Genomic DNA, 21,741 nt, shown 5'->3' with positions numbered 1-21,741 from the left:
GTCGGGCGGCGGGTGCGGTTCTGTGTCGTTACTTCGGGGGCCGAAGCATGTAGTACCGCCGGTTCAGGTCGTACATGTACCCTTCACGCATCGTCTTCAACACCGCGTAGGTGATGATCCCCCCGACGAGCGGGAGCATGAACGTCAGCGTGAGCAGCAGGTCGAGCGTGATCGGGAAGAAGTTCTGGATCGCGAGCGCCGCGAGCGTGATCGACAGAACGACGCCGGTCACGCCGACGGCCGCCCAGAACGGCTCCTCGACGGGACGCCGCGCGCCCCCCTTGTTGAGGAACGGCACGAGCGTGATGGTACCGAAGACGATCCCGTGAGCGATGATCCCGAGGAACTCGTTGGAGATCGCGATGTTGCCGCCGAGCACCGCCAGGTTCGGGTTGATGGGGTTGAGCTTCAGCAGCCCGAACGACCAGTAGAGGTACCAGTCCGGCAGGATGATCGCCGGCGTCGCGCCCGGATTTGCCGGCTCGCCGTAGTGGGCCGGCAGGATCGCCGCGATGAGGATTATGATCCCGACGAAGAAGCTCGTGATAGCGAGGTTCCGGATCGTCTCGTGGGGCCAGGTCGGGAAGCCGAGCACGTCGCGCTCGACGTACGTCGACTCCGCGCGGAGGTTCTCGTCCTCGCGCCGCGACCGCTCGAAGTACTGGTAGGTGAGCTGTGCGAGCCCGCTGGTGTGCTCCTTGCGCTCGCTCCAGGTCGGCGTCTCGTCGTCCGGCGGAACTGTCGCCGGCGGCCCGCCGTCCGTGCGGGCCTCCTCATCGGTGCCTCCGTCCGTCATGGGGGTGGTGTCGTCGGTCATTGGATTAGTGCGGCTCCGCGATTCCCTGCACCCAGACGATGCCGACGTGGAGCGCGATGAGACCGGTCACCACGAACGGCAGCACGAAGACGTGCAGGATGTACATTCTCACGAGCGTCGCCTGTCCGAGGGTGAAGCCGCCGAACAGGAGCTGCGCCGCCCACTCGCCCACGAGGGGCGTCGCGAGCGCCATCTCGACGCCGATCTGTGCGGCCCAGAAGGACAGCTGCTTCCACGGGAGCACGTATCCGGAGAAGCCGAACAGGAGCGTCAGACCGATGAGGATGACCCCGAGGATCCAGTTGACCTCACGGGGCTCCTTGTACGACCCGGTGAAGTACACGCGGAGCATGTGTAGGAACACCGCGGCGACCATGAACTGGGCCGCCCAGCTGTGGATCGAGCGGAGCATGAACCCGAACTGGACGTCCGTCATGATCATCACGACGGAGTCGTACGCGGCCGTCGGGTCGCCCTGCGCGGCGGCGCCGGCAGTCGACGGGGAGTAGTAGAACCCGAGCAGTGCGCCCGAGACCGCCGCGACCAGATACGCGATAATCGACAGCGATCCGAGCGAGTACAGCGGGTACCAGTACCAGAACTTGTTGTCGAGGTCGTACTGCTCCGTGTGGCTCTTCGGCATCTGCATGTTCGCGCGGTAGTACATCGTCTCCAGCAGCTCGAGGTAGTCGACGATGCGTAGCCGCTTGTCGAGCCAGATGAGCGTGGTGAGGAACGCGGTCTCGATGACCGTCAGATCCTGCTTTTTGAGCCACGCGTTGTGGTCCATATCGTCTTGTTTCTTTAGACTCATTGTCAGTTACTTCTTGTAGTACGGGTAGATGGCCCGTTTCACCGTCTCCATCGCCCCGTCGGTGTCTATTCCGACGCCGTCTTTGTCCTCCTCGCGGACGTAGAGGTCCTCCCACTTGCGGCGGCGCTTCTTCACGATCATCACGTCCGGCAGGAACTCCTTGCGATACAACAGGAGGATGAACGCGAGGTCGATGAAGATCATCGCCAGCAGCGCGGCGGTGTACATGTTCCCGAACTCCGTCGACGCCCACGCGGACATGAGCCCGTAGACGAACAGCCCGACGAACACGACCTCGATGACCGTGAGGAGCACGATGGCGATCGCCGCCGCGGTGCTCTCGCGGGCCGGCTCGTACCGGTGGATGTCACCGTACGAGGAACCGCCGGAACTCATTGGGCACCTCCGTGACCGGTGTGAGCCGACTCGCCGTACTTCAGCATGTAGAACGTGAACACGAACGTGAGCGAGATGCCGAGGACCGCGGCGATCCCGACCCAGTGGGCGTGGAGCGGCACCCCGACGTGGGCGATGTTCTCCGGCCACCCGCTGGCGCCGCCGCCACCGGCTTCAGTCGTCGGGATGTCCTCGCCGACGGCGAGGCCGGCGTGCATGCCGACCGCGGTGTGGGGAACGCAGTGGTAGTGCGTGATGCCGACGTCCTCTTCGGTCACCTCGTACTCGTAGGTGTACCCCTCCTCGCCGACCGGGTCACCGCTGTCGAGGCTGGCCGGGCCGCCGCCCTCGACGGTCTGGACGTTGTGCGCTCCGCCGTTCCCCGTCCACTCGAACGTGATCGTGGTACCAGTGTCGACCCACAGCTTGGTCGGGTCGAACGCGAGGCCGCTGTCGCCCGCGCCGACCTGCACGGTCACCTCGCTCTCGCCGCGGGCGTCCTGATACGACCCGAGGTTCCCGCTGGTGACCCCGCTCGGCCAGTCCGGTTGTTGCTCCTGTGCGGCGGCCGTCCCGGTCGCTCCGGCACCGGCCGCGACCGCGGCGGTCGCACCCCCGGCCGTCCGCACGAATTCCCGCCTTTTCATACAGGTTCACTCAGGACGGCGTGCGCTTAAACCCACCGACTGAATCCGTCGACGTGGGGGCGTTTACAGGGGCTCTATCACCCGATATCGGCGCTTTACTCGTCCAGCTGCTCCTCGTCTACGACCCCCCCTTCGACCGGGACGAAGTCGGGCCGCTCCTTCGCCTCGCGGAGGGCCCGTAACCGCTCGCGGTACTCCTCCGAACGGAACCGATCTGAGAGCCGCGCGTTCGCCACCATCACGAAGAGGAACAGGCCCACGAGCAGGAACACGATCCCCATCGCCGGCGCCACGATGGTGTCGAGGTCGGTCAGGAACGTGGCGACGAGCAGCGCCGCGCCCGCGAGCACCTGCACGACCGCGATCACCTGAACCATCAGGTTGCCGAACTCCCCCGACCCCTGGGGAACCGTGTCCGGGTGCGGGAGCGACCAGTCGTCCGGCGGTTCCGGCACGTCGTACGACTCCATCGCCGCCAGCGCGACGATCGGCTCGATGTCGCGCAGCACCGTCCCCTGTCCGGCCACCTCTCCGGTCGGGCGGACGATGGCGTACCCCTCGTCGGAGTAGACCAAGATCCGCTCCTCGCCGTCGGCGCGAACTCGTTCCAACACGCCGAACACCTCGCGGCGGGCGACCCGCGACTTGAGCTCCGCCTCGGCGCGTTCGAGCAGGCGGTCGCCCGTGATCCACGAGTCGGGGTCGAAGGCGGCGTCCCACTCCTCGGCGCTCATCTTGGCCATGTCTGACGGACCGAAGTCGTCGAAGTCGTACTCCTCCTCGACGCGCCGCCTGAGCTCGTCGAGGTCGTCCGCGGCGCCGCCCTCGACGGTCGGTTCTCCCCCGTTCCCGGACGTTTCCCCGCCGGGAGACCCCTCGTCGCCGTCCGGTGTGTTCCGCGATCGGTCCGGTCTCGGCTCCGATTCCGATCCCGTCGAGGTATCCTCCATCGTCCGGCCGTACGGGCTCCGGACGCTAACTGTTTTCGTCCTCGGTCCCCGACCCGACGCCGACCGGGCAGACCGGCTCGGAGGCGATACCGTCCGGTGAGAGACGCGGATCGGGGAGTTTTACGCGCCGGAGCCCGAACCGTTGATCGATGGTAGACGAGTCGGTCTTCGCGGCGCTCGCGGGACTGTCGGTGACGTCGAGTCTCCCCTTCCTGCTGTACGGGGCGTGGATCATGATCGACGCCGAGACGGTGAGCTGGAACGTTCTCACGCACCACCTGTGGTACATCGGCACGGGACTGGCGCTGACCACCGTCCCGATCGTCGGGTGGATGATCCCCCGCGTCCTCCAGCGGCTGACCGGCCTCGCCGTGATCCACGCGTTCCTCGGCCTGCAGGCGTACGCCCTGCTGGCGTTCGCGCTCACCGGCATCTTCCGGATCCTCCAAGCCAAGCGCAACGCCGACGCGTACGAGGACCCCGACGTCGACATCGACGAGATCCACGAGGACATGAGCCACTGGCGCGCCCGGCTCCGCGTCGGCGTGGCGGGGTTCATGCTCCTCTGGCTCTGCGCGTGGGTGACCGGCCTCTACCGCTTCTACTCGATCCACGTCGCCCCGGCGATGTGAGCGGCGCGCCGCCTCCTCTCCGTCCCGACAGCCTCTCGCCGACCGACAGGTTCAATCCCGTTTTGTCCTAAGGGAGGGTATCGTGGCAGTCACCTTCGACCTGTTCGGGACGCTCGTCGACGTCGAGTACCCGTCCGACCCCGCGGAGATCGTCGCGCGCGAGCTCGAATCCCGCGGCGTCGCGGTGCCGGACGACTGGCACGTCGCGTACGGCGAGCGGCACGTGGACGCCCCGGCGGGCGCCGAGGTCCCGCTCCCGGCCCACGTCGCGCACGCCCTCGACTCCCGCGGCGTCGACGCCGCGGAGAACGTCGTCAGACACGCCGTCGTCGCGGCGTTCGACCCCGACGTGACGAGACGCGAGGGCGCTCTGGACGCCGTCCGCGACGTGAGCGAGCAGGGGGCCGTCGGGCTCCTCTCGAACTGCGCCGTGCCGGAACTCGTCTCCAAGACGCTGATCCGCGCGGGGCTCCGCGGCGAGTTCGACGCCGTCACGACCAGCGTCGGCTGCGGCTGGCGGAAGCCCCACCCGAAGGCGTTCGAGGCGGCGGCCGAGGCGCTCGACGTCGCCCCCGCGGAGCTGATCCACGTCGGCGACGACCCCGCCACCGACGGCGGCGTCGAGGACGTCGGCGGCCGGTTCGTCGACGTGACGGAGACGCCGCTGCCGCGGGTCGCGGCCGACCTCGAAGCCGAGCCGTAGGCCCTTTTAAACGACTCTCACTCCGCGCGCCCGCGGCCGAGCCGGTCCGCCCACCTCTCGTCGATCCTCCCCTCCGCGAGGAGCTTCTCCAGGTGCGCGACGACCGTCGCCCGCGCGAGGTCCGCGACGCCGGTCAGGTCCTTCTCGTAGGCGGCGTCGACGACCTCGTCAACGTCGCTCGCGCCCGCCGCCGCCGCCGCGAGGACCGCCCGCTCCCGGTCGAGACGGTGGTCGATCAGCCGGTCGCAGACAGCTTCCGGGTCGTCGATCGCGGGACCGTGACCCGGGTATAGCCGGTCGTAGCCCGCGTTACGGACGCGTTCGAGGCTGTCGAGGTAGCCGCGGAGGTCCCCCTCCGGAGCGCCCACGACGACGCTCCCCTCGGCGACGGCGAGGTCGCCGCAGAGCAGCGCGCGGGAGGACCCGTCGCCCGCGCTCTCGCCGCTCGCCTCGCGGTTCTCGCCGGCGCGCCCCTCCGCCACCGCGAACGCGACGTGGTCCGGCGCGTGGCCGGGCGTGTCGACCGCGCGGACCTCGGTGTCGCCCACGGTCTCTCCGCCCTCGAACGTCCCGTCCGGCTCCACGCCGGCCGCCTCCGCGAGCCGGTCGACGTGGTCGCCGTGCGCGAGGACGGACGCGCCCGTGAGCTCGGCGTACTCGGCGACCGCGCCGACGTGGTCCGGGTGGGTGTGCGTGACCGCGATCGCCTCGACCGCGACGCGTTCCCCCTCGCGTCCCCCTCCGGCGTCGAGTCCGACCGCGTCGTCGAGCGCGTCGGTGCGGGCCGCGGGGTCGACGAGGAGCCCTCCGGCGACGTACGCGTTCGTCGTCCCGCCGGGGGCGCGGGTGTCGACCGGGACCGGGACGCGCTCGATCGGCGGTCTCGGATCCGGCGCCGCCATCGGCTCAGTCCCCGCGTCCGACCGAGGAGCCGTCGCGCCGGTCGAGCAGGGAGCGCGCGGCCGGACCGGGGCCGGACCCGGCGCGCTCGCGGCCCGGGATCGGCACGTCCACGTCGTCGGCGACGGCGAACCGCGACAGGTCGGCGACGCCGGCGTCGACCTCCTCGACCGAGCCGTACGGGCGCCCGACGACGACGTCCCCGGCCTTGCTCCGATTGATCCCCGGGATCGCGGTCAGCTCGTCCATCGACGCCGCGTTGACGTCGAGGGGGTAGGGGACGCCCGTCACGGAGCGGTAGCCGTGGTCCGTGATCGCCACGTCGATAGCGGTGCCGAGCTCTCGCTCGCCCGGAACGGCGACGAGGAGGGCGTAGGTGCCGAGCTGGCGGCCGAACGTCTTCCCGTCCTGGTGGTACTCCAGGTGCACGTCCGGGAGGACCGTCCCCGGCGGGACGACCCGGTCGAGCATCGGGTTGTCGACCGTCTCGCGCACCTCCCGCTTGTACGCCTGGAACTGGTCTTTGTGCTCCTGTGCGATGTCGGCGCCCGTCTCGGCCATCTCCGTGCCGGCGAACGCCATCACCTGCCGGATGTTGATCCGGCGGAGCATCAGGCCCTCGTCGTAGACGGTCTGGAGGAACCGCTTGTTGTGCTCGTACGTCTCCGGGCGCTCGCCGGCGAGCCCGTGGACGAGGTTGATCCCGGGGAGGAGCTTCGGGAGCCGCGGCGAGGCGTCCGGCCCGGTCGAGGGGCCGGTCACCCGGTCGTCGCCCCCGGGCGTCGTCTCCGGGGCGTCGCCCGGCCGCCACCCGCCCTCCTCGTTGACGACGCGGACGGCCTCCAGGCACTCCTCGGCCGTGACGAGCAGGTTGTTCTGTTCCTGGACGACGGGGTCCGCCGACTCCAGCCCGAACGCGGCGGTGTCGCCGGGCGTGTTGTGCGCGGCGATGACCCGGATCGCCTCGCGGGAGGCCTCGGGGTAGTCGGTGATCGTCACCGGGTTCATGTTGTCGAGGTGGAGCGTCCGCAGGTCGGGCGCGACCTCGCGGATCCCGCCGTACAGCTCCCGTAAGGCGTCGGGGTTCGGCGCCTCGCCGTCGCCGCCGAACGCGAGGATGTCGGCCTGCCGGCCGAGCCGGAAGTGCCTGACCCCGCGGTCAGAGAGCGCGTCGACCTCGTCGACGACCGACCGCGCCTCGCGGAACGCCGGGCTCCCGTACAGCGGCTCCGTGCAGAACGAGCAGCGGTAGGCGCAGCCGCGGGAGGTCTCCATCTCGCAGATGAGGTAGTCGGGGTGGTTGGGGTGCTGATCGACGACGAACGCCCCCTTCTCGGCCCACCGGTCGATCTCCGCGTTGTCGCGCATCCGGTTGCCGAACCCCTCTAACCCCTCGCGCACGAGGTCGTACGCGGCCGCCTCCACGTCGCCCATCGCGACGAAGTCGTAGTCGAGGTCGTCGCGCTCGGTCTCCGTCGCGCCCGCGTTCTCCTCGCCGACGCCGAACCGCACGGGGCCGCCGAGCAGGGTGACGCCGTCCGCGGTCCAGCCCAGCTCCCGCACCTCGTCCGGTTCGGCCGGCGTCCCGCCGACGTACTTGCCCGGGACCGTCATCCCGCCGACGTACACCATGAGGTCGGCGTCGGCGACGTCGGCGCGCTTCGAGCGGTCGTCGCGCAGTTCGTCGATGGTGTGATACGTGATCCGCGACTCCGGGACGCCCGCGTCCACGAGCGCGCCGGCCGTGTACCGCGGGTACGTCGAGATGTACGGCGGGACGCCGAAGTGGGCCGGCTCGTCGACGTAGCCGTCGACGATGGTGACGGAGAGGTCCGTCGGGTCGGGCGGGTGCGAGCCGCGACCCGACGCGGGCGAATCGGTCATGTTGGCCGTCCGTAGTCGGCCGAGACGGGAAAAGCGTGCGGAAGGTCGTGGAATCGGCAGATCGCTTATTTTACAGCGCGCGGAATCGCCGGACGTGCCCTCCCAGCGCCCTCCGGCCGACGAGACGCCCTCGCCTGATGACGCCGCTCCGACCGGCGACGGCCCCTCCCGCCGGCAGCGGGTCGGACAGTACGTTGCGTTCGCCGCGGTCTGCGCGTACGCCGCGGTGCAGTTCGTCAGGGCCGATCCCAGACCGTGGGGGATCGCAGCGGGCTGGGCGGCTGCGACCGCCGTCGGCCTCGGGCCGGTCGCGTGGTTCGCCCGCGATCGCCTCCCGCCGGACCGGCTGGAGACGCTGGCGTACGTCGCCTTCGGCCTCGGGATCCTCGTGCTCTCCGTCGGGCTGGGGGCCGCGCTCGCGTTCGAGGTCCCGTTCTTCCCGTACGGCCCCGGCTTCCTCGCCGGCGTCGCCTTCGGCGCGACGGCCGTCCTGATCGTCGAGCGCGCCACCGTCCCGGATCGGCTCCGGGGAATGGCGGCCTGAGAGCGTCTACTCCCGCGATCGGCGCACCGTCTCAGGCGTAGATGTACCCCTCGAGCGCGACCGCGTCGGGATCGTCGAACCCGGCGACGTCCGTCTCGTACCCCCGCCTCCACGCCGTGAACGCCCCGAGGCAGGCGGCCGCGGCGTCGAGGGCGTCGCCGCCCGCGTCCGAGACCATCGCGCCCGTCAGGTCGCTCTCGGGCTCGTAGGCGACGTCGGCCTCCGCGGCCAGCCCCTCGGCGTTCTGCCGCCGACGCGCCGTCTCCGACTCGCCGCCGCCCTTGTAGCTCGTCCGGCTGAGCCCGAGGCGGCCCAACACCGCCGCCGGGTACGTCTCCACGACGGTCGGCCCCGGCGGCGCCTCGGGCCGCCACCCCTCCCCCGATCGGTCCATCGGCGCGAAGCGGGCGTCGTCGACGACGGGGGCGAGCACGTCCCGCATCCCGTGGAACGCGATCGTGTCGGCGATGAACCCGTACGGCGACCGCGCGCCGACCGCGGCGTCCGTCTGGCGCTTATCGTACGTCCCCTCGCCGTGGCGGTCGGTGAGTCCGACGCAGCGCTCGGCGAACGCGCGCACCGGGTCGTCCGTCCCGCGGTGGCCGGCTCCGAGGAGCGACTCCGGAAAGCTCCCGATGAACGACCGCCACGAGTCGCGGCCGCTCTCCTCGACGACGAACCGCGGGAGGCCGAACGGGAAGTCGAGCCCGACGACCGCGCTCTCGTCGAGGGCGCGGATCCACGCCGCGAGCGCCGGGAGGGCGTCCTCGCGGCGGGGGCCGTCGACCCCGCCGAGGTCGGCGAGCCGCCGGAGCCCGGTCACGACCAGTTCCCCGCGCTCGGGGTCGACCGTCCCGCTCGCGATCCACGTCTTCCGTCCCGCGTCGTGGGCCGCGGCGCTGAAGTCGACGCCGTAGACGCGGACCGGCCCGTCGTCCGCGCGACTCGCCCCGCCGCCGTCGCCGATGCCGTCCATACACGGACGGCCGCCGCCACGCCGTTTAAGCCCTCGCCGGCACAACGGAGTCGTATATGCCATCGACCATGGAGGTCAAGTGCGAGAGCGACGACTGCGAGCTCGACATGTTCGAGAACCACTACACGTACGACGTCCCCGACGACCACGCCGTCGAGGACCTGTCGTGCCCGTACTGCGGCGGGAGCGAGCTCGCCGAGATCGAGGTGTAACCCGTGAGTGGATTCGTCGACGCGGGCCGGTCGGCCGTCCGTCGCGTCCTCGAGCGCGTCGGCCGCGGGTGGAGCAAGATGCAGGAGCGTCGGCCGCTCTCGTACGACCTCCTCGAGAGCGACGACGCCTACCTCGTCGTCTTCGACGCCCCCGGAGTCCGGGGCGAGGACCTCAACGTGACGTTCCTCGACCACACCGTCGAGGTCGAGCTCGACCGGTTCCGCGACTTCTACGACGGCTACGAGATGGTGTTCCCCGGACGCGGCGTCTCGCTCTCCGGGAGCGCCGACCTCCCGCGCGACGCGAACGTCACGCCGCAGGGAGCGAACGCGACGCTGACCCGCAACGGAACGCTGCAGGTGGAGATCCCGAAGAACGACGACGCGCGGGACGTCGCGGTCGTCGAGGAGGACGCCGACGAGACCGACGACGAGAACTGAGACCGTTTCCGCTCCCGGCGGTCTCCACCCCCCCCCTCCGGCCTCATTCCCCTGTTCTCGGGTCTCACTCACCCGTTCTCCGTTCTCATCTCCCCTCCCTCCGGTCTGACTCCCCCGTTCGCTCTCCCACCGACATCCCCTCGCTGATATCGAACGCCTCGTCGCCGTCGAACCGATCGGGGTCGAAGGCGCCGATCCACGGCGACTCGGGGTCGTCCGCGTCGGTCCCGTCGAGCGACGCCACCACGCCCTCGGCGACGAGCTCACCCATGGCCGGCGCGCGCATGAAGCCGTGGCCCTGCCAGCCGGCGGCGACGAACAGGGGGTCCGCGTCGCCGTCGGGCCCGTCTCCTCCCTCGCCCACGGGCCCGACGAGCGGGTCGCCGTCGGGCGTCGCCGTGCAGAGCCCGGCCCACGCTCGCTCGACGTCGGGCCCGACGTCCGGCCCGTCGCCGCTCACGGCGTCCACCCGATCGCGGAGCGTCTCCGTGACGGAGGCGACGAACCAGTCGTCCCCCTTGCGGTCGTAGTCGTCGGGGTCCGCCGGGACCGGCTCGGTGCCGTCGCCGGCGAGCAGGCCGGTCGGGTGGGGTCGGACGTAGACGCCCGCGGTCGCGTCGTACACCATCGGCCCGTCGTAGTCGACCCCGCTCGTCAGCGCTTGGACCCGGTAGGGGACGACCGGGACCTCGATCCCGGCGCCCGCGAGCACGTCGGCGGTGCGAGCGCCGGCGGCGACGACGACGGCGTCGAACTCGCGGGTCTCGGCGCGGCCGTCGTCTTCCCCGTCGATCCGGAGCCCCGGCCCGTCGCCGGTCACCGAGACGGCCGTCTCGGTCTCGATCGTGACCCCCTCGCGACGCGCCCGCCGCCCCGTCGCTTCGACGTAGCTCGCGGGGTCGCACCACCCCGCGCCCTCGGCGACCGCGGCGACCGCGAGGTCGTCGGCCGCGATCGGGAACCGGTCGGCGAGTGCGCTCGGTGTCACGAGCGAGACGTCGCGCCCGTGCGAGCGCATCCGCTCGACCATCGCGGGGACGGCGTCGGCGTCCGGGTCGCCCTCGCGGACCGCGATCACGTACGGGCACGGCGCGAACGAGAAGCCGGGGAGCGACCGGTCGAACGCCCGGAACCGCTCCATCGCGCGGGCGGCCAGCGCGGCGTCGACGTCCTCCGCGTACGCGTCGTACAACACGCCGGCGGCCCGGCCGGAGCTCTCGGCGCCGAGCGAGCCGCGTTCGTAGAGGGTCACGTCGACGCCGCGGGCCGCGAGGTCGGCGGCCGCGGTGACGCCGACGGCGCCCCCGCCGACGACCGCGACGGTCGGCGCCGCCTCGTTTCGTTCGGACATACGTCAGGAGACCGCGGGCCCGACCGAAAAGCCACCGGCGCGGGCGGCGGCGGCTACTTATAAGCAACCCCGCGGCCAGTCGGCGCGCCTCCGAGCGCCCGACGGGAGCGAGCCGTCGCAACGGGGTCGGCGATAGCCGTCGCGCCGATGTCGTTCGTCTATCAGCGAGCGACAGACCGACCGTCACCCCGATCCGATTCCACACGTCGCACGGCCGGTGACACGCGTGTCCCCGCCCACGTTATGCACGTCGAGCCCGTAATTCAGATATGAATCAACTCGTCGACGGCGAGTGGCGAACGGACACGTACGAAGCGACGGACGAGGACGGCTCGTTCCAGCGCGGCGAGACGACGTTCCGGAACTGGATCGCCGGCAGCGACGTGCCCGACCACGTCGACGCCGAACCGGACGAGCGGTTCCAGCCGGAAGCGGGGCGGTACCACCTGTACGTCTCCTACGCCTGTCCGTGGGCGCACCGCGCCCTGCTCGCGCGGTCGCTGCTCGGCTTAGAGGACGCCATCGGCGTCTCGGTCGTGGACCCGTACCGCGACGAGGGCGGCTGGCAGTTCACCCCGGAGAAGGCGGGCTGTACGCCCGACCGCCTCCACGACAGCGACTACCTCCGGGAGCTGTACGTCGAGGCCGACCCCGACGCCACCTGTCGGGTGACCGTCCCCGTGCTGTGGGACACCGAGACGGAGACGATCGTCAACAACGAGTCACGGGAGATCCTCCGCATGCTCTCGACCGCGTTCGACGACCTCGGAAACGACGTCTCGCTGCTGCCCGACGCCGACGACGAGGCGACCGTCGCGGACGTCGACGAGGTCATCACCGAGATCTACGAGCCGGTCAACAACGGCGTCTACCGCGCCGGGTTCGCCACGTCCCAGGCGGCGTACGACGAGGCGATCGACGAGCTGTTCGGCGCGCTCGACCGCTGGAACGACCACCTGTCCGACCGGCGCTATCTCGTCGGCGACTCGCTCACCGAGGCCGACATCTGCATGTTCACGACGCTGGTCCGCTTCGATCAGGTGTACCACACGCACTTCATGTGCAACCGGAAGTTCGTTCACCAGTACGAGCACCTCTGGCCGTACCTCCGCGACCTCTACCAGACCGCGGGCGTCGCCGAGACGGTGAACATGGACCACATCAAGGAGCACTACTACACGACCCATCCGGACGTGACGCCCTCCGGGATCATCGCGCGCGGGCCGGACCTCGACTTCGAGGCCGACCACGACCGCGACGCGCTCGGCGGGAAGGCGCCGACGCCGACCGCCGACGACTGAGTCGACCGACCGAACGGCAACGCCGGCTGCGTATCGCTCCGCGGCGTCGCGCGGTTCCTCCGCCCTCGCGGCCGTGGTCGTCGGATCGGTCCGGCCCGACACGGCCGCGTACGAAGAACCGCCTCAGGCGACCGCGGCCTCGACTTCCTCGTCCGTGAGGAACACGTCTTCGCCCGTCTCGGCGTCGAACAGGTGGACGTGTTCCTCCTCGAAGACGACTCCGACCTCGTCTCCGGCCTCCGGCTTGACGTTCGCCGGCGCGCGAGCGAGGAAGTCGTCGTTGACGGAGAGGTGGACGTAGTTATCGGAGCCGATCGGCTCGACGACCTCGACGGTCGCGGTGAGCGTCTCGTCGCCGGTGGGTTCCTCGACGATCCCGATGTTCTCGGGACGGATTCCGAGCGTGTACGGACCGCCTTCGAGCTCGTGGCCCGCCACGTACTCGCGGCTGAGCGCGAGCGCGAGCCCGGAGTCGCCGTCGCGGATCGTCGCCGTCGTCCCGTCGGTGTCGACGTCGACGTCGATGAAGTTCATCGACGGCGAACCGATGAAGCCGGCGACGAACTCGTTGACCGGGTTCTCGTACACCTCGGTGGGCTCGCCCACCTGCTGGAGCTTCCCGTCGTTCAGGATCGCGAGGCGGTCGCCCATCGTCATCGCCTCCTCTTGGTCGTGGGTGACGTACATCGCCGTGACGCCGAACTCCTTCTGGAGCTTCTGGATCTCCGCGCGCATCTCGGTGCGGAGCTTCGCGTCGAGGTTCGAGAGTGGCTCGTCGAACAGGAACACTTCGGGCTCGCGGGCGATGGCGCGACCGAGGGCGACGCGCTGCTTCTGCCCGCCGGAGAGCTCGTCCGGCTTGTCGTCGAGCAGGTCCGCGATCCCCATCATCTCGGCCATCTCGGTCACGCGCTCGTGCCGTTCCTCAACCGTCATGTCGGTGCTCATTTTGAGCCCGAACGCCATGTTCTCCATCACCGTCTTGTGGGGATACAGGGCGTAGTTCTGGAACACCATCGCGACGGGTCGGTCCGTCGCGTGGATCTCCGTGACGTCCTCGTCGTCGAAGTTGACGGTCCCCGACGTGGGCTCCTCCAGTCCCGCGACCATCCGCAGCGTGGTGGTCTTCCCGCAGCCCGACGGCCCGACGACGGTCACGAACTCGCCGTCGTCGATCTCCAGGTCGAGGTCGTCGACGGCGACGATGGTCCCCCGATCGAACTCCTTCCGGAGCGTGTCGAGCGTTACTCTTGCCATTTACTGGCAAAGGGCGCTTCCCGCATATTAGTTCTTCGCTGTTTTCTTGATATGTGAGGAACAATCTCATCTCAAATGTGTGACCGAGGCGCGCCTGACGGCCGAGCCGCGGATCGCCGGAGAGAACGGTGCGAGGAGGCCACGGCATCGACCCCCCGATCCCAAAAACTAAATGTATGAATATGTAATTCATCGTTTGTTGTAGTCACATGAACGAGAAACGCAGGACGCTACTCAAGACGATGGGGGGAAGTACCGCGCTCGCGGCGCTCGCGGGCTGTATCAGCACGGACAGCGGCGACGGCGGAAGCGGCGACGGGTCCGACGGGTCGGACGGATCCGACGGGAGCGACGGCGGAAGCGACGACGGCTCCGACGGGTCGGACGACCAGAACACCGGCACCGCGGCGCTGTGGACCGACCTCTCCGACGGCGAGGACGAGGCGATGTCCGGGTACGTCGATGACTTCGAGTCGGAGACGGGCCACACGATCAACAGGGAGGCGCCCGGCGGCGAGCTCGACCAGCAGCTCGAGACCGCGATCCCGTCCGGAAACGGACCCGACTCGTGGATCTGGGCGCACGACTGGATCGGCCGGTTCGCGGTGCGCGAGGAGCCGCCGTTCCTCTACGACGCGAGCGACGACGTCGACGTGTCGCTCGACTCCTACTCCGGGGCCGCACAGCAGGCCGTGCAGTACGACGGCGCCCTCCACGGGCTACCCTTCGCCTCCGAGACGGTCGCGCTGTACTACAACAAGGACATGGTCGACGAGGCGCCGGCGACCGTCGAGGAGATGGTCTCGATCATGGACGAGTTCCACGACCCCGGCAACGGCCAGTACGGGCTCTCGTACCCCGTCGCGAACCCGTACTTCGTGAGCGGCTACGTCCAGGCGTACGGCGGCAACATCTACGACGAGGAGAACCGGGAGGTCACCCTCGACAGCGACGCCTGTAAGGAGGGGATGGACGCCCTCGAGACGCTGTCCGACTACGTCCCGGCGGACCCGGGTTACGAGTCGCAGATCGTCGCGTTCGCTGACGGCGCCGCACCGTTCGCCGTCAACGGCCCGTGGGAGCTCGCGAACCTCCAGAGCGAGATCGATAACCTCGGCGTCGCGCCGCTCCCGGCGGTCGACGGCAACAACCCGCGGTCGTACTCCGGGATCCAGACCATCTACTTCAGCGCCATGTTGGACGACGCCGACCAGTCGACGGTCGACGCGATCACTCGGTTCGCCGAGTGGTACACCACGAACGAGGAGGTCGTCGAGACCAACGCCAAAGAGCAGGGGTACATCCCCGTGCTGAGTTCCGTGATCGAGGGCGGGGACTTCCCGGCCGAAGTCGAGGCGTTCGCCCAGCAGGTCGACCGCGGCGTGCCGACCCCGACCCACCCCGACATGAACAGCGTCTGGACGCCGCTGACCGAGGCCTTGACGCGCGTTTTCAACGGCGACCAGGAGAGCGGCCCCGCGCTCGACCAGGCCGCGTCCGAGATCCGGGAGAACCTGTAGGCACTCTCCCAGCTAGTCATCATGGCTTCCTCACAGACCGGCACCGGCGCGAGCGGGCTCGCACGACTCCGAGCGGCGGTGCCGTTCTCCAACCGCGACTGGGGGCTGCTCCTCGTGATACCCGGCGTTATCCTCTTTTCGAGCTTCATGCTGTATCCGATATTCTACCTCTTTTACATCTCGCTGACCGACGCGACGTTCGCCGGATCGGTGATCGGCGGCGGCGCGGAGCTGATCGGCTTCGACAACTACGTGCGGCTGCTCGGCGACTCGCAGTTCTGGACGTCGATGTCGACCACGTGGCTCTTCGTCGCCGTCTCGCTCGTGGTCAAGGTGTTCGTCGCGGTCGGCATCGCCCTCCTGTTGAACCACGCGCGCGTCGTCGGCAAGCGCTACATGCGCGCGGCGGTGATCGTGCCCCTCGGGTTCCCCGGGATCTTCACGATCACCGTCTGGCGCGGGATGTTCAGCGACGCCCGGTTCGGCGTGTTCAACACGATACTCGGGCGGTACAACGGCGTCATGTCGTCGCTGTCGGCGCCCGAATTCCTCCTGTTCGACGTCCCGATCGGCTTCCTCAGCGGCCGCTGGGAGGCGTTCTTCGCGTACGTCACCACCGAGGTGTGGCTGGCGTACCCGTTCATGGTGATCATCATCGTGAGCGCGCTCCAGGACGTGCCGCGCGAGCTCCACGAGGCGGCGATGGTCGACGGGGCCGGCTTCCTCCAGCGGTTCCGCACCGTGACGCTGCCCGCCATCAGGCGGCCGGTGCTGTTCGCGTCGATCCTCACCGGCGCGACCGCGTTCCAGCAGTTCCTGATCCCGTGGGTGTTCAACCGCGGGGGACCGGCGCGACAGAACGAGCTGATCATCGTCTACGGCTACCGCGAGGCGATCAGCTTCAACGAGTTCGGGCTCTCGGCCGCGATCCTCATCGTCGCGATCGGATTCATCGGCGTCTTCATGTACGCCGCCGTGCGCTACGGCGGCCTCGCCGAGGGGGTGGGTGAGCGATGAGCGCCCTCGCCTCCGTCCTGGCGCTGCTCCGCGCGAAGCTCCTCGGGCTCGCGACCGCTCCGAAGCGGTTCGCCGTGACGGTCCAGCGGGCCGTCTACGACCTCCGGACCGGGAAGCGGACGCCGTGGGACGTCGGGAAGAGCGTCCTGATGACCCTGTTCGGGCTGGCGATGGTGTTAATCCTCCTCTTCCCGCTGTTCTGGATCTTCACCGCGTCGCTCGCGGAAGGGACCCGGCTGTTCAACACCAGCGGGATCTTCCCCGACCCGACGACGTACAACCTCGACGCCTACCGGTGGGTGCTGTTCGAGTCCAACTTCTTCTTCGTCGACGGCGACTGGGGGTACCCGCAGCTCGTCATCGGCGGCGGGAGCGGGCTCGTTCCGCTCGGCTTCCGGTGGGTCGGGACCGACACCGGTCCCGGCGCGGTGTTCAACAGCCTCTATCTGGTCAGCGTGACGATCGCCGCCGGCTTCGGGATGATCGTGCCGGCGGCGTACGCGTTCTCGCGGCGACGGTTCGTCGGCCGGAAGCGGATCCTCTACGGCTACGTCCTGTTCACGCAGATCGGCGCGGGCCTCTCGATCGCGACGCTCGTGGCGCTGTACTCGCTGTTCAGTTCGTACGGGCTGACGAACAACCTGTTCGTCCTCGGGCTGTTCTACGCCGCCGGCGCGATCCCGTTCAACACCTGGCTGCTGAAGACGTACATGGACAACATCCCGGTCTCCTACGAGGAGGCGGCGATGGTCGACGGCGCGAGCTTCCTCCAGACGATCCGGGAGGTGATCATCCCGCTGACGAAGCCGGGGCTCGCGGTCGTGCTCATCTTCGTCTGGCTCGCCGGGTGGAACGAGTTCATCATCGCGCAGACGCTGCTCTCGCCGGAGAACTACCCGCTCTCGGTGGAGCTGTACAACCTCGCGACGGAGGGGCGGTTCTCCACGCCGTGGACGCGCTTCGCGGCGTTCGCGAACCTGTTCGCGCTCCCCGTCGCGATCGTCTACTTCGCGGCGCAGCGCTCCGTCGAGGACGGCCTCTCGTTCGGCGGCATGGAGGGGTAAGCGGACCTCGGTCCGTTCCATTCCGTCCTGCGACTTTCTCGTTTCGCGGTTTCTCGCGTTGAACGGTCTCGATTCGGCGATCGGACTGATCTCTGTCACGCCTCCCCGATCTCGTTGCTCACTCCGTTCGCGACTCCCTCGCGCGTGCGATGGCCGGCGCTACGCGCCGGCGACGCCACCGCAGCCCGCTTATAAGCGGTTCCGCCGATCGACGTACCGTCCCTCTCAGAGGCCGCCGTCGCCGACAACGCCTTCAAGTGCGCGCTCGTCCGACCGGAGGGTACGCAATGGAGCCGCCGAACATCGAGCGGTTGGACGAGCGCACCGTCCAGCGCATCGCGGCCGGCGAGGTCGTCGAGCGCCCGGCGAGCGTCGTCAAGGAGCTGATCGAGAACAGCCTCGACGCCGGCGCGAGCCGGGTCGCCGTCTCGGTCGAGGCCGGCGGCACCGAGGGGGTCCGCGTCCGCGACGACGGCGTGGGCATCCCGGCGGACCAGTTGGAGGCCGCGATCGCGGAGCACGCCACCTCGAAGATCGGCGACATCGAGGACCTCGACCGCGGGGTCGGTACCCTCGGCTTCCGCGGCGAGGCGCTGTACACCGTCGGCGCGGTCTCGCGGCTCACCGTCCGGTCGCGTCCTCCGGGCGCCGACGCGGGCGCCGAGGTCACGGTCGAAGGCGGCGATGTCGGCGAGGTGCGCCCGGCGGGCTGTCCCGAGGGGACGACCGTCGAGGTGACGGACCTCTTTTATAACACCCCCGCCCGCAAGAAGTTCCTCAAGCGGACGGCCACCGAGTTCGACCGGGTCAACACGGTCGTCACCGGCTACGCGCTCGCGAACCCCGGCGTCGCCGTCTCGCTGGAGCACGACGGCCGCGAGACGTTCGCCACCGAGGGGAACGGCGACCTCCGGTCGGCCGTGCTGTCCGTGTACGGCCGCGAGGTCGCGGAGGCGATGGTCGACGTGGAGTGGGAGCCGGAGGGCGACGCGGCGGACTCCGCCGGACCCGACGATCCCCCGGTCCGCCGCGTCACCGGCCTCGTCTCCCACCCGGAGACGACGCGCTCGACCCGCGAGTACCTCGCCACCTACGTCAACGACCGGTACGTCACCGCGAGCGCGCTCCGCGAGGCGGTGTTGGAGGCGTACGGCGGGCAGCTCGCGCCCGACCGCTACCCCTTCGCGGTGCTGTTCGTCGAGGTGCCGCCCGGCGACGTCGACGTGAACGTCCACCCGCGCAAGCTGGAGGTCCGGTTCGACGAGGAACCGGCCGTGCGCGCCGCCGTGGAGGCGGCGGTCGAGGGGGCGCTGCTCGACCACGGACTGGTCCGCTCGACCGCGCCGCGGGGGCAGTCGGCGCCGGACCAGACCGAGATCAGCCCCGAGGGCCCGGAGGCCGAGGCCGTCGGCGGCGCCGGGACCGACCACGAGCGCGCGGCGCTCGGCGACCGCGACGGCCGAAGCGGCGATGACCGAAGCGACGACGGCCGAAGCGCTGACGGCGTCGAGAGCGCCGACGCCGCGGCCGGCGCATCCGAGCTGGACCCGACCGACGAGGACGCGTGGGCGGTCGGCGACGTGAGCTCTGACGCCGCCACCGACCCGGACCCGTCCCCGGCCGACCGGCCGTCGCCGCGGAGCTGGCAGTCGACGCCGGACGACGCCGAGGGCGACTCGGGAGACGAGGGCGGAAGCGCGGCCGCGACCGAGACCGACGCGAAAGAGGCGGACGGGCTCGGTCGATTCGACGACTCGGGAGCCGCTGTCACCGACGACGCCGCCACCGGTTCCGCGTCGGACTCCGATGTCGACCCCACGGCCGACCCCGGCACCGACTCCGTCACGGACGGCCCCGCCGCTGCGCCGAACGAGCGACGAGAACCGGCGACGGAGGCGGCGACCGAGCCGCGTCCGACTCCGACCGCCCAGCGGACCCTCGCCGGCGACACCACCGAGGCCGCGGAGCGGACCTTCGACTCGCTCCCGTCGCTTCGGGTGCTCGGGCAGCTCCACGACACCTACGTCGTCGCGGAGGCGCCGGACGGGCTCGTGCTGATCGACCAGCACGCGGCGGACGAGCGGGTGAACTACGAGCGCCTGCGGGAGGCGTTCGCCGACGGCGCCGACGCGCAGGCGCTCGCGGAGCCGGTCCGCGTCGAGCTCACCGCGCGGGAGGCGGCGCTGTTCGACGACTTCGCCGACGACCTCGCGGGGATCGGGTTCCGCGCCGAGCGCGCGGGCGACCGCGAGGTGGTCGTCGAGTCGGTCCCGGCCGTCTTCGACGCCGCGCTGGACCCTGACCTCCTCCGGGACGTCCTCTCCGCGTTCGTCGACGACGCGGCCACGGGCGACGAGCCGGTGACCGACGTCGTCGACGAGCTGCTCGCGGACCTGGCGTGTTACCCCTCCGTGACCGGGAACACCTCGCTGACGGAGGGGCGGGTCGTCGACCTGCTCGACCGGCTCGACGCCTGCGAGAACCCGTACGCCTGCCCCCACGGGCGTCCGGTCGTGATCCGACTCGACCGCGAGGAGATCGGATCGCGGTTCGAGCGCGACTACCCCGGTCACGCCGGCCGGCGCGCGGAGTGACCCGCCCGCGGGACCCCTCACCGCCCCGGCGACCGCAGAGAGGTACGCTTTAGGCGAGCGCCGTGGACGCATCGGTATGGAACGCGTAGCGGTAATCGGCGCGTCGATGACCCAGTTCGGGCAGCGCGACGCTTGGGTGCAGGAGCTGTTGGCCGAGGCGGGCGCGGCCGCGCTCGACGACGCCGGCATCGACGGCGGCGACCTCGATCACCTGTACGTCTCGAACATGGCCAGCGGCGAGTTCGAGGGGCAGACCGGCGTCCCGAACGCGCTCGCTCACGACTTGGCGGCCACGGGAGCGTACACCGCTCGGATCGACCAGACCTCCTCCTCGGGGGGCGCGGGCGTGTACGCCGCGTGGCAGTCGGTCGCCTCCGGCGCGAGCGATGTCACGATGCTCGTCGGCGGCGAAAAGATGACCCACCGGACGACCTCGGAGGCGACCGACGTGATCGCGTCGCTCACGCACCCGGTCGAGTACAAACACGGCGTCACGCTCCCCTCGTTCGCGGGGCTCACCGCCCGCCTGTACCTCGACGAGTACGACGCGCCCCGCGAGAGCCTCGGGAAGGTCGCGGTGAAGAATCACCGGAACGGCGTGGACAACCCCCACGCGCAGTTTCAGAAGGAGGTCGACCTCGACACGGTGCTCGGTTCGCCGGTCGTCGCCGACCCCCTCCGACTGTACGACTTCTGTCCGATCACGGACGGCTCCGCGGCGCTCGTGTTCTGTCCCGAGTCCGTCGCCCAGGAGTACGTCCCCGAAGACGAGTACGCGGTGATCTCCGGAATCGGCGGCGCGACCGACACCCACGTCGTCCACGAGCGCGCGGACCCGACGACGATGGGCGGCGTCGTCGACTCCTCGGAGATCGCGTACGAGATGGCCGGCGTCGGACCCGACGACGTCGACGTCGCTGAGCTCCACGACATGTTCACCATCCTCGAGTTCCTCCAGAGCGAGGACCTCGGCTTCTTCGAGAAGGGCGAGGGGTGGAAGGCGGTCGAGGAGGGCGTCACCGACCGCGACGGTGACCTCCCGATCAACACCTCCGGCGGGCTCAAATCGAAGGGCCACCCGCTCGGGGCCAGCGGCGTCGCACAGGTGTACGAGATATATCAGCAGGTCACCGGGAACGCCGGTCCGCGGCAGGTCGAGGCCGACACGGGGCTCGCCTGCAACGTCGGCGGGTTCGGGAACTGCGTGACCACCGCGATCCTGGAGGGAGGCCGATGAGCGACCACGAGACAAGCGACACCGACGACGCGACCGGTAGCGACGGGAAACGGGGCGCCGAACCGACCTTCGAGGCGGCGGAGTACGCGGACGGAACGGTCACGTATCCGCCCCACACCGTGAGCCCGAACGGCGCCGAGCGCGTCGGGACGGTCGACCTCCGCGAGTACGAGGCCCGGATCGTCACGTGGACGATGTCGACGGCGACTCCGCCGGGCGTCCGCGAGCCGAACACCCTCGCAATCGTCGAGTTCGACATGGGCGACGAGTACGACGGCCCGGTGGTGCGCGCGCTCGGGCAGGTGGCCGAGCGCGGGGGCGCGGACGACGCCGGTGAGCCGGGCGACGTCGAGGTCGACATCGGCGACCGCGTCGAACCCGTCTACGCCGACGACCTCAGGGAGCCGGGCGCGGGGATCCGCGAGCCGGCGAGCCAGGACTGGGACGGCTTCCGGTTCCGACCGGTCGAGTGATCCGTCGCCCC

The 21,741-nt window shown here is 70.1% G+C and carries 22 protein-coding genes; 12 read left to right on the top strand and 10 right to left on the bottom strand.

Annotated elements, in window-relative coordinates; translation table 11 throughout:
- Positions 1-28: 28 nt before the first annotated feature.
- The 5 genes from DJ73_RS10955 to DJ73_RS10935 form a co-directional block, all read right to left on the bottom strand.
- Positions 29-817, bottom strand: a complete 789-nt coding sequence (locus DJ73_RS10955; RefSeq protein ID WP_094524606.1) for a cytochrome B — start codon at positions 815-817, stop codon at positions 29-31.
- Between the two features lie 4 nt (positions 818-821).
- On the bottom strand, positions 822-1,631 hold the full coding sequence (locus DJ73_RS10950; RefSeq protein ID WP_094524607.1) for a cytochrome bc complex cytochrome b subunit: 810 nt from the start codon (positions 1,629-1,631) through the stop codon (positions 822-824).
- A gap of 6 nt (positions 1,632-1,637) precedes the next feature.
- Positions 1,638-2,027: a hypothetical protein gene (locus DJ73_RS10945; RefSeq protein ID WP_094524608.1), complete on the bottom strand. Its 390-nt coding sequence runs from the start codon at positions 2,025-2,027 to the stop codon at positions 1,638-1,640.
- On the bottom strand, positions 2,024-2,674 hold the full coding sequence (locus DJ73_RS10940; protein ID WP_094524609.1) for a halocyanin domain-containing protein: 651 nt from the start codon (positions 2,672-2,674) through the stop codon (positions 2,024-2,026). Before DJ73_RS10940 ends, DJ73_RS10945 begins: the two co-directional genes overlap by 4 nt.
- Before the next feature lie 95 nt (positions 2,675-2,769).
- Positions 2,770-3,624, bottom strand: a complete 855-nt coding sequence (locus DJ73_RS10935) for a DUF308 domain-containing protein (RefSeq protein ID WP_094557954.1) — start codon at positions 3,622-3,624, stop codon at positions 2,770-2,772.
- Positions 3,625-3,773: 149 nt separating this feature from the next.
- Here DJ73_RS10935 and DJ73_RS10930 point away from each other — a divergent pair, with 149 nt between their 5' ends.
- Complete coding sequence (locus tag DJ73_RS10930) at positions 3,774-4,256, top strand: hypothetical protein (RefSeq protein WP_094524611.1); 483 nt, start codon at positions 3,774-3,776, stop codon at positions 4,254-4,256.
- 82 nt (positions 4,257-4,338) lie between these two features.
- Positions 4,339-4,959, top strand: coding sequence for an HAD family hydrolase (locus DJ73_RS10925; protein WP_094557953.1), 621 nt, complete (start codon positions 4,339-4,341; stop codon positions 4,957-4,959).
- A 17-nt stretch (positions 4,960-4,976) separates the two neighbouring features.
- On the opposite strand, the gene DJ73_RS10920 is transcribed toward DJ73_RS10925, so the two are convergent.
- Positions 4,977-5,861, bottom strand: coding sequence for an MBL fold metallo-hydrolase (locus DJ73_RS10920; RefSeq protein WP_094557952.1), 885 nt, complete (start codon positions 5,859-5,861; stop codon positions 4,977-4,979).
- Between the two features lie 4 nt (positions 5,862-5,865).
- Positions 5,866-7,743, bottom strand: coding sequence for a radical SAM protein (locus tag DJ73_RS10915; protein ID WP_094557951.1), 1,878 nt, complete (start codon positions 7,741-7,743; stop codon positions 5,866-5,868).
- A gap of 94 nt (positions 7,744-7,837) precedes the next feature.
- On the opposite strand from DJ73_RS10915, the gene DJ73_RS10910 reads away from it, so the two are divergent.
- Positions 7,838-8,287, top strand: coding sequence for a hypothetical protein (locus tag DJ73_RS10910; RefSeq protein WP_094557950.1), 450 nt, complete (start codon positions 7,838-7,840; stop codon positions 8,285-8,287).
- Positions 8,288-8,318: 31 nt separating this feature from the next.
- On the opposite strand, the gene DJ73_RS10905 is transcribed toward DJ73_RS10910, so the two are convergent.
- Positions 8,319-9,263, bottom strand: coding sequence for a DUF429 domain-containing protein (locus tag DJ73_RS10905; RefSeq protein ID WP_176451120.1), 945 nt, complete (start codon positions 9,261-9,263; stop codon positions 8,319-8,321).
- A gap of 56 nt (positions 9,264-9,319) precedes the next feature.
- On the opposite strand from DJ73_RS10905, the gene DJ73_RS20350 reads away from it, so the two are divergent.
- A complete protein-coding gene (locus tag DJ73_RS20350; RefSeq protein WP_170938276.1) occupies positions 9,320-9,475 on the top strand; it encodes a hypothetical protein in 156 nt (51 codons plus the stop codon).
- Positions 9,476-9,478: 3 nt separating this feature from the next.
- Positions 9,479-9,916 (top strand): Hsp20/alpha crystallin family protein, encoded by a 438-nt coding sequence (locus tag DJ73_RS10900; protein WP_094526698.1) that lies wholly within the window; start codon positions 9,479-9,481, stop codon positions 9,914-9,916.
- Positions 9,917-10,001: 85 nt separating this feature from the next.
- On the opposite strand, the gene DJ73_RS10895 is transcribed toward DJ73_RS10900, so the two are convergent.
- Positions 10,002-11,267: an FAD-binding oxidoreductase gene (locus DJ73_RS10895; protein ID WP_094557948.1), complete on the bottom strand. Its 1,266-nt coding sequence runs from the start codon at positions 11,265-11,267 to the stop codon at positions 10,002-10,004.
- Between the two features lie 269 nt (positions 11,268-11,536).
- Between DJ73_RS10895 and DJ73_RS10890 the strand changes: the two genes are divergently transcribed.
- Positions 11,537-12,568, top strand: a complete 1,032-nt coding sequence (locus DJ73_RS10890; protein WP_094524816.1) for a glutathione S-transferase family protein — start codon at positions 11,537-11,539, stop codon at positions 12,566-12,568.
- Between the two features lie 123 nt (positions 12,569-12,691).
- Here DJ73_RS10890 and DJ73_RS10885 read toward each other — a convergent pair whose 3' ends face one another.
- Positions 12,692-13,825, bottom strand: a complete 1,134-nt coding sequence (locus DJ73_RS10885; protein WP_094524815.1) for an ABC transporter ATP-binding protein — start codon at positions 13,823-13,825, stop codon at positions 12,692-12,694.
- 209 nt (positions 13,826-14,034) lie between these two features.
- Here DJ73_RS10885 and DJ73_RS10880 point away from each other — a divergent pair, with 209 nt between their 5' ends.
- The 6 genes from DJ73_RS10880 (at position 14,035) to DJ73_RS10855 (ending at position 21,730) form a co-directional block, all read left to right on the top strand.
- Positions 14,035-15,345 carry an extracellular solute-binding protein gene (locus tag DJ73_RS10880; RefSeq protein ID WP_170938275.1) on the top strand — a complete coding sequence of 437 codons (1,311 nt, stop codon included), beginning with the start codon at positions 14,035-14,037 and terminating at the stop codon, positions 15,343-15,345.
- A 21-nt stretch (positions 15,346-15,366) separates the two neighbouring features.
- Positions 15,367-16,362, top strand: a complete 996-nt coding sequence (locus tag DJ73_RS10875; protein ID WP_094524814.1) for a carbohydrate ABC transporter permease — start codon at positions 15,367-15,369, stop codon at positions 16,360-16,362.
- Positions 16,359-17,426 carry a sugar ABC transporter permease gene (locus DJ73_RS10870; RefSeq protein WP_094557947.1) on the top strand — a complete coding sequence of 356 codons (1,068 nt, stop codon included), beginning with the start codon at positions 16,359-16,361 and terminating at the stop codon, positions 17,424-17,426. Before DJ73_RS10875 ends, DJ73_RS10870 begins: the two co-directional genes overlap by 4 nt.
- A 287-nt stretch (positions 17,427-17,713) precedes the next feature.
- A complete protein-coding gene (gene mutL / locus DJ73_RS10865; protein WP_094557946.1) occupies positions 17,714-20,020 on the top strand; it encodes a DNA mismatch repair endonuclease MutL in 2,307 nt (768 codons plus the stop codon).
- A 76-nt stretch (positions 20,021-20,096) separates the two neighbouring features.
- Complete coding sequence (locus tag DJ73_RS10860) at positions 20,097-21,257, top strand: 3-ketoacyl-CoA thiolase (protein WP_094557945.1); 1,161 nt, start codon at positions 20,097-20,099, stop codon at positions 21,255-21,257.
- Positions 21,254-21,730 (top strand): hypothetical protein, encoded by a 477-nt coding sequence (locus DJ73_RS10855; RefSeq protein ID WP_094524810.1) that lies wholly within the window; start codon positions 21,254-21,256, stop codon positions 21,728-21,730. The genes DJ73_RS10860 and DJ73_RS10855 overlap by 4 nt, the downstream gene beginning before the upstream one ends.
- Positions 21,731-21,741 lie beyond the last annotated feature (11 nt).

The organism is Halorubrum sp. Ea1, from assembly GCF_002252965.1.
Lineage (GTDB): Archaea > Halobacteriota > Halobacteria > Halobacteriales > Haloferacaceae > Halorubrum.
This window is presented reverse-complemented; position numbering and strand designations above follow the sequence as displayed.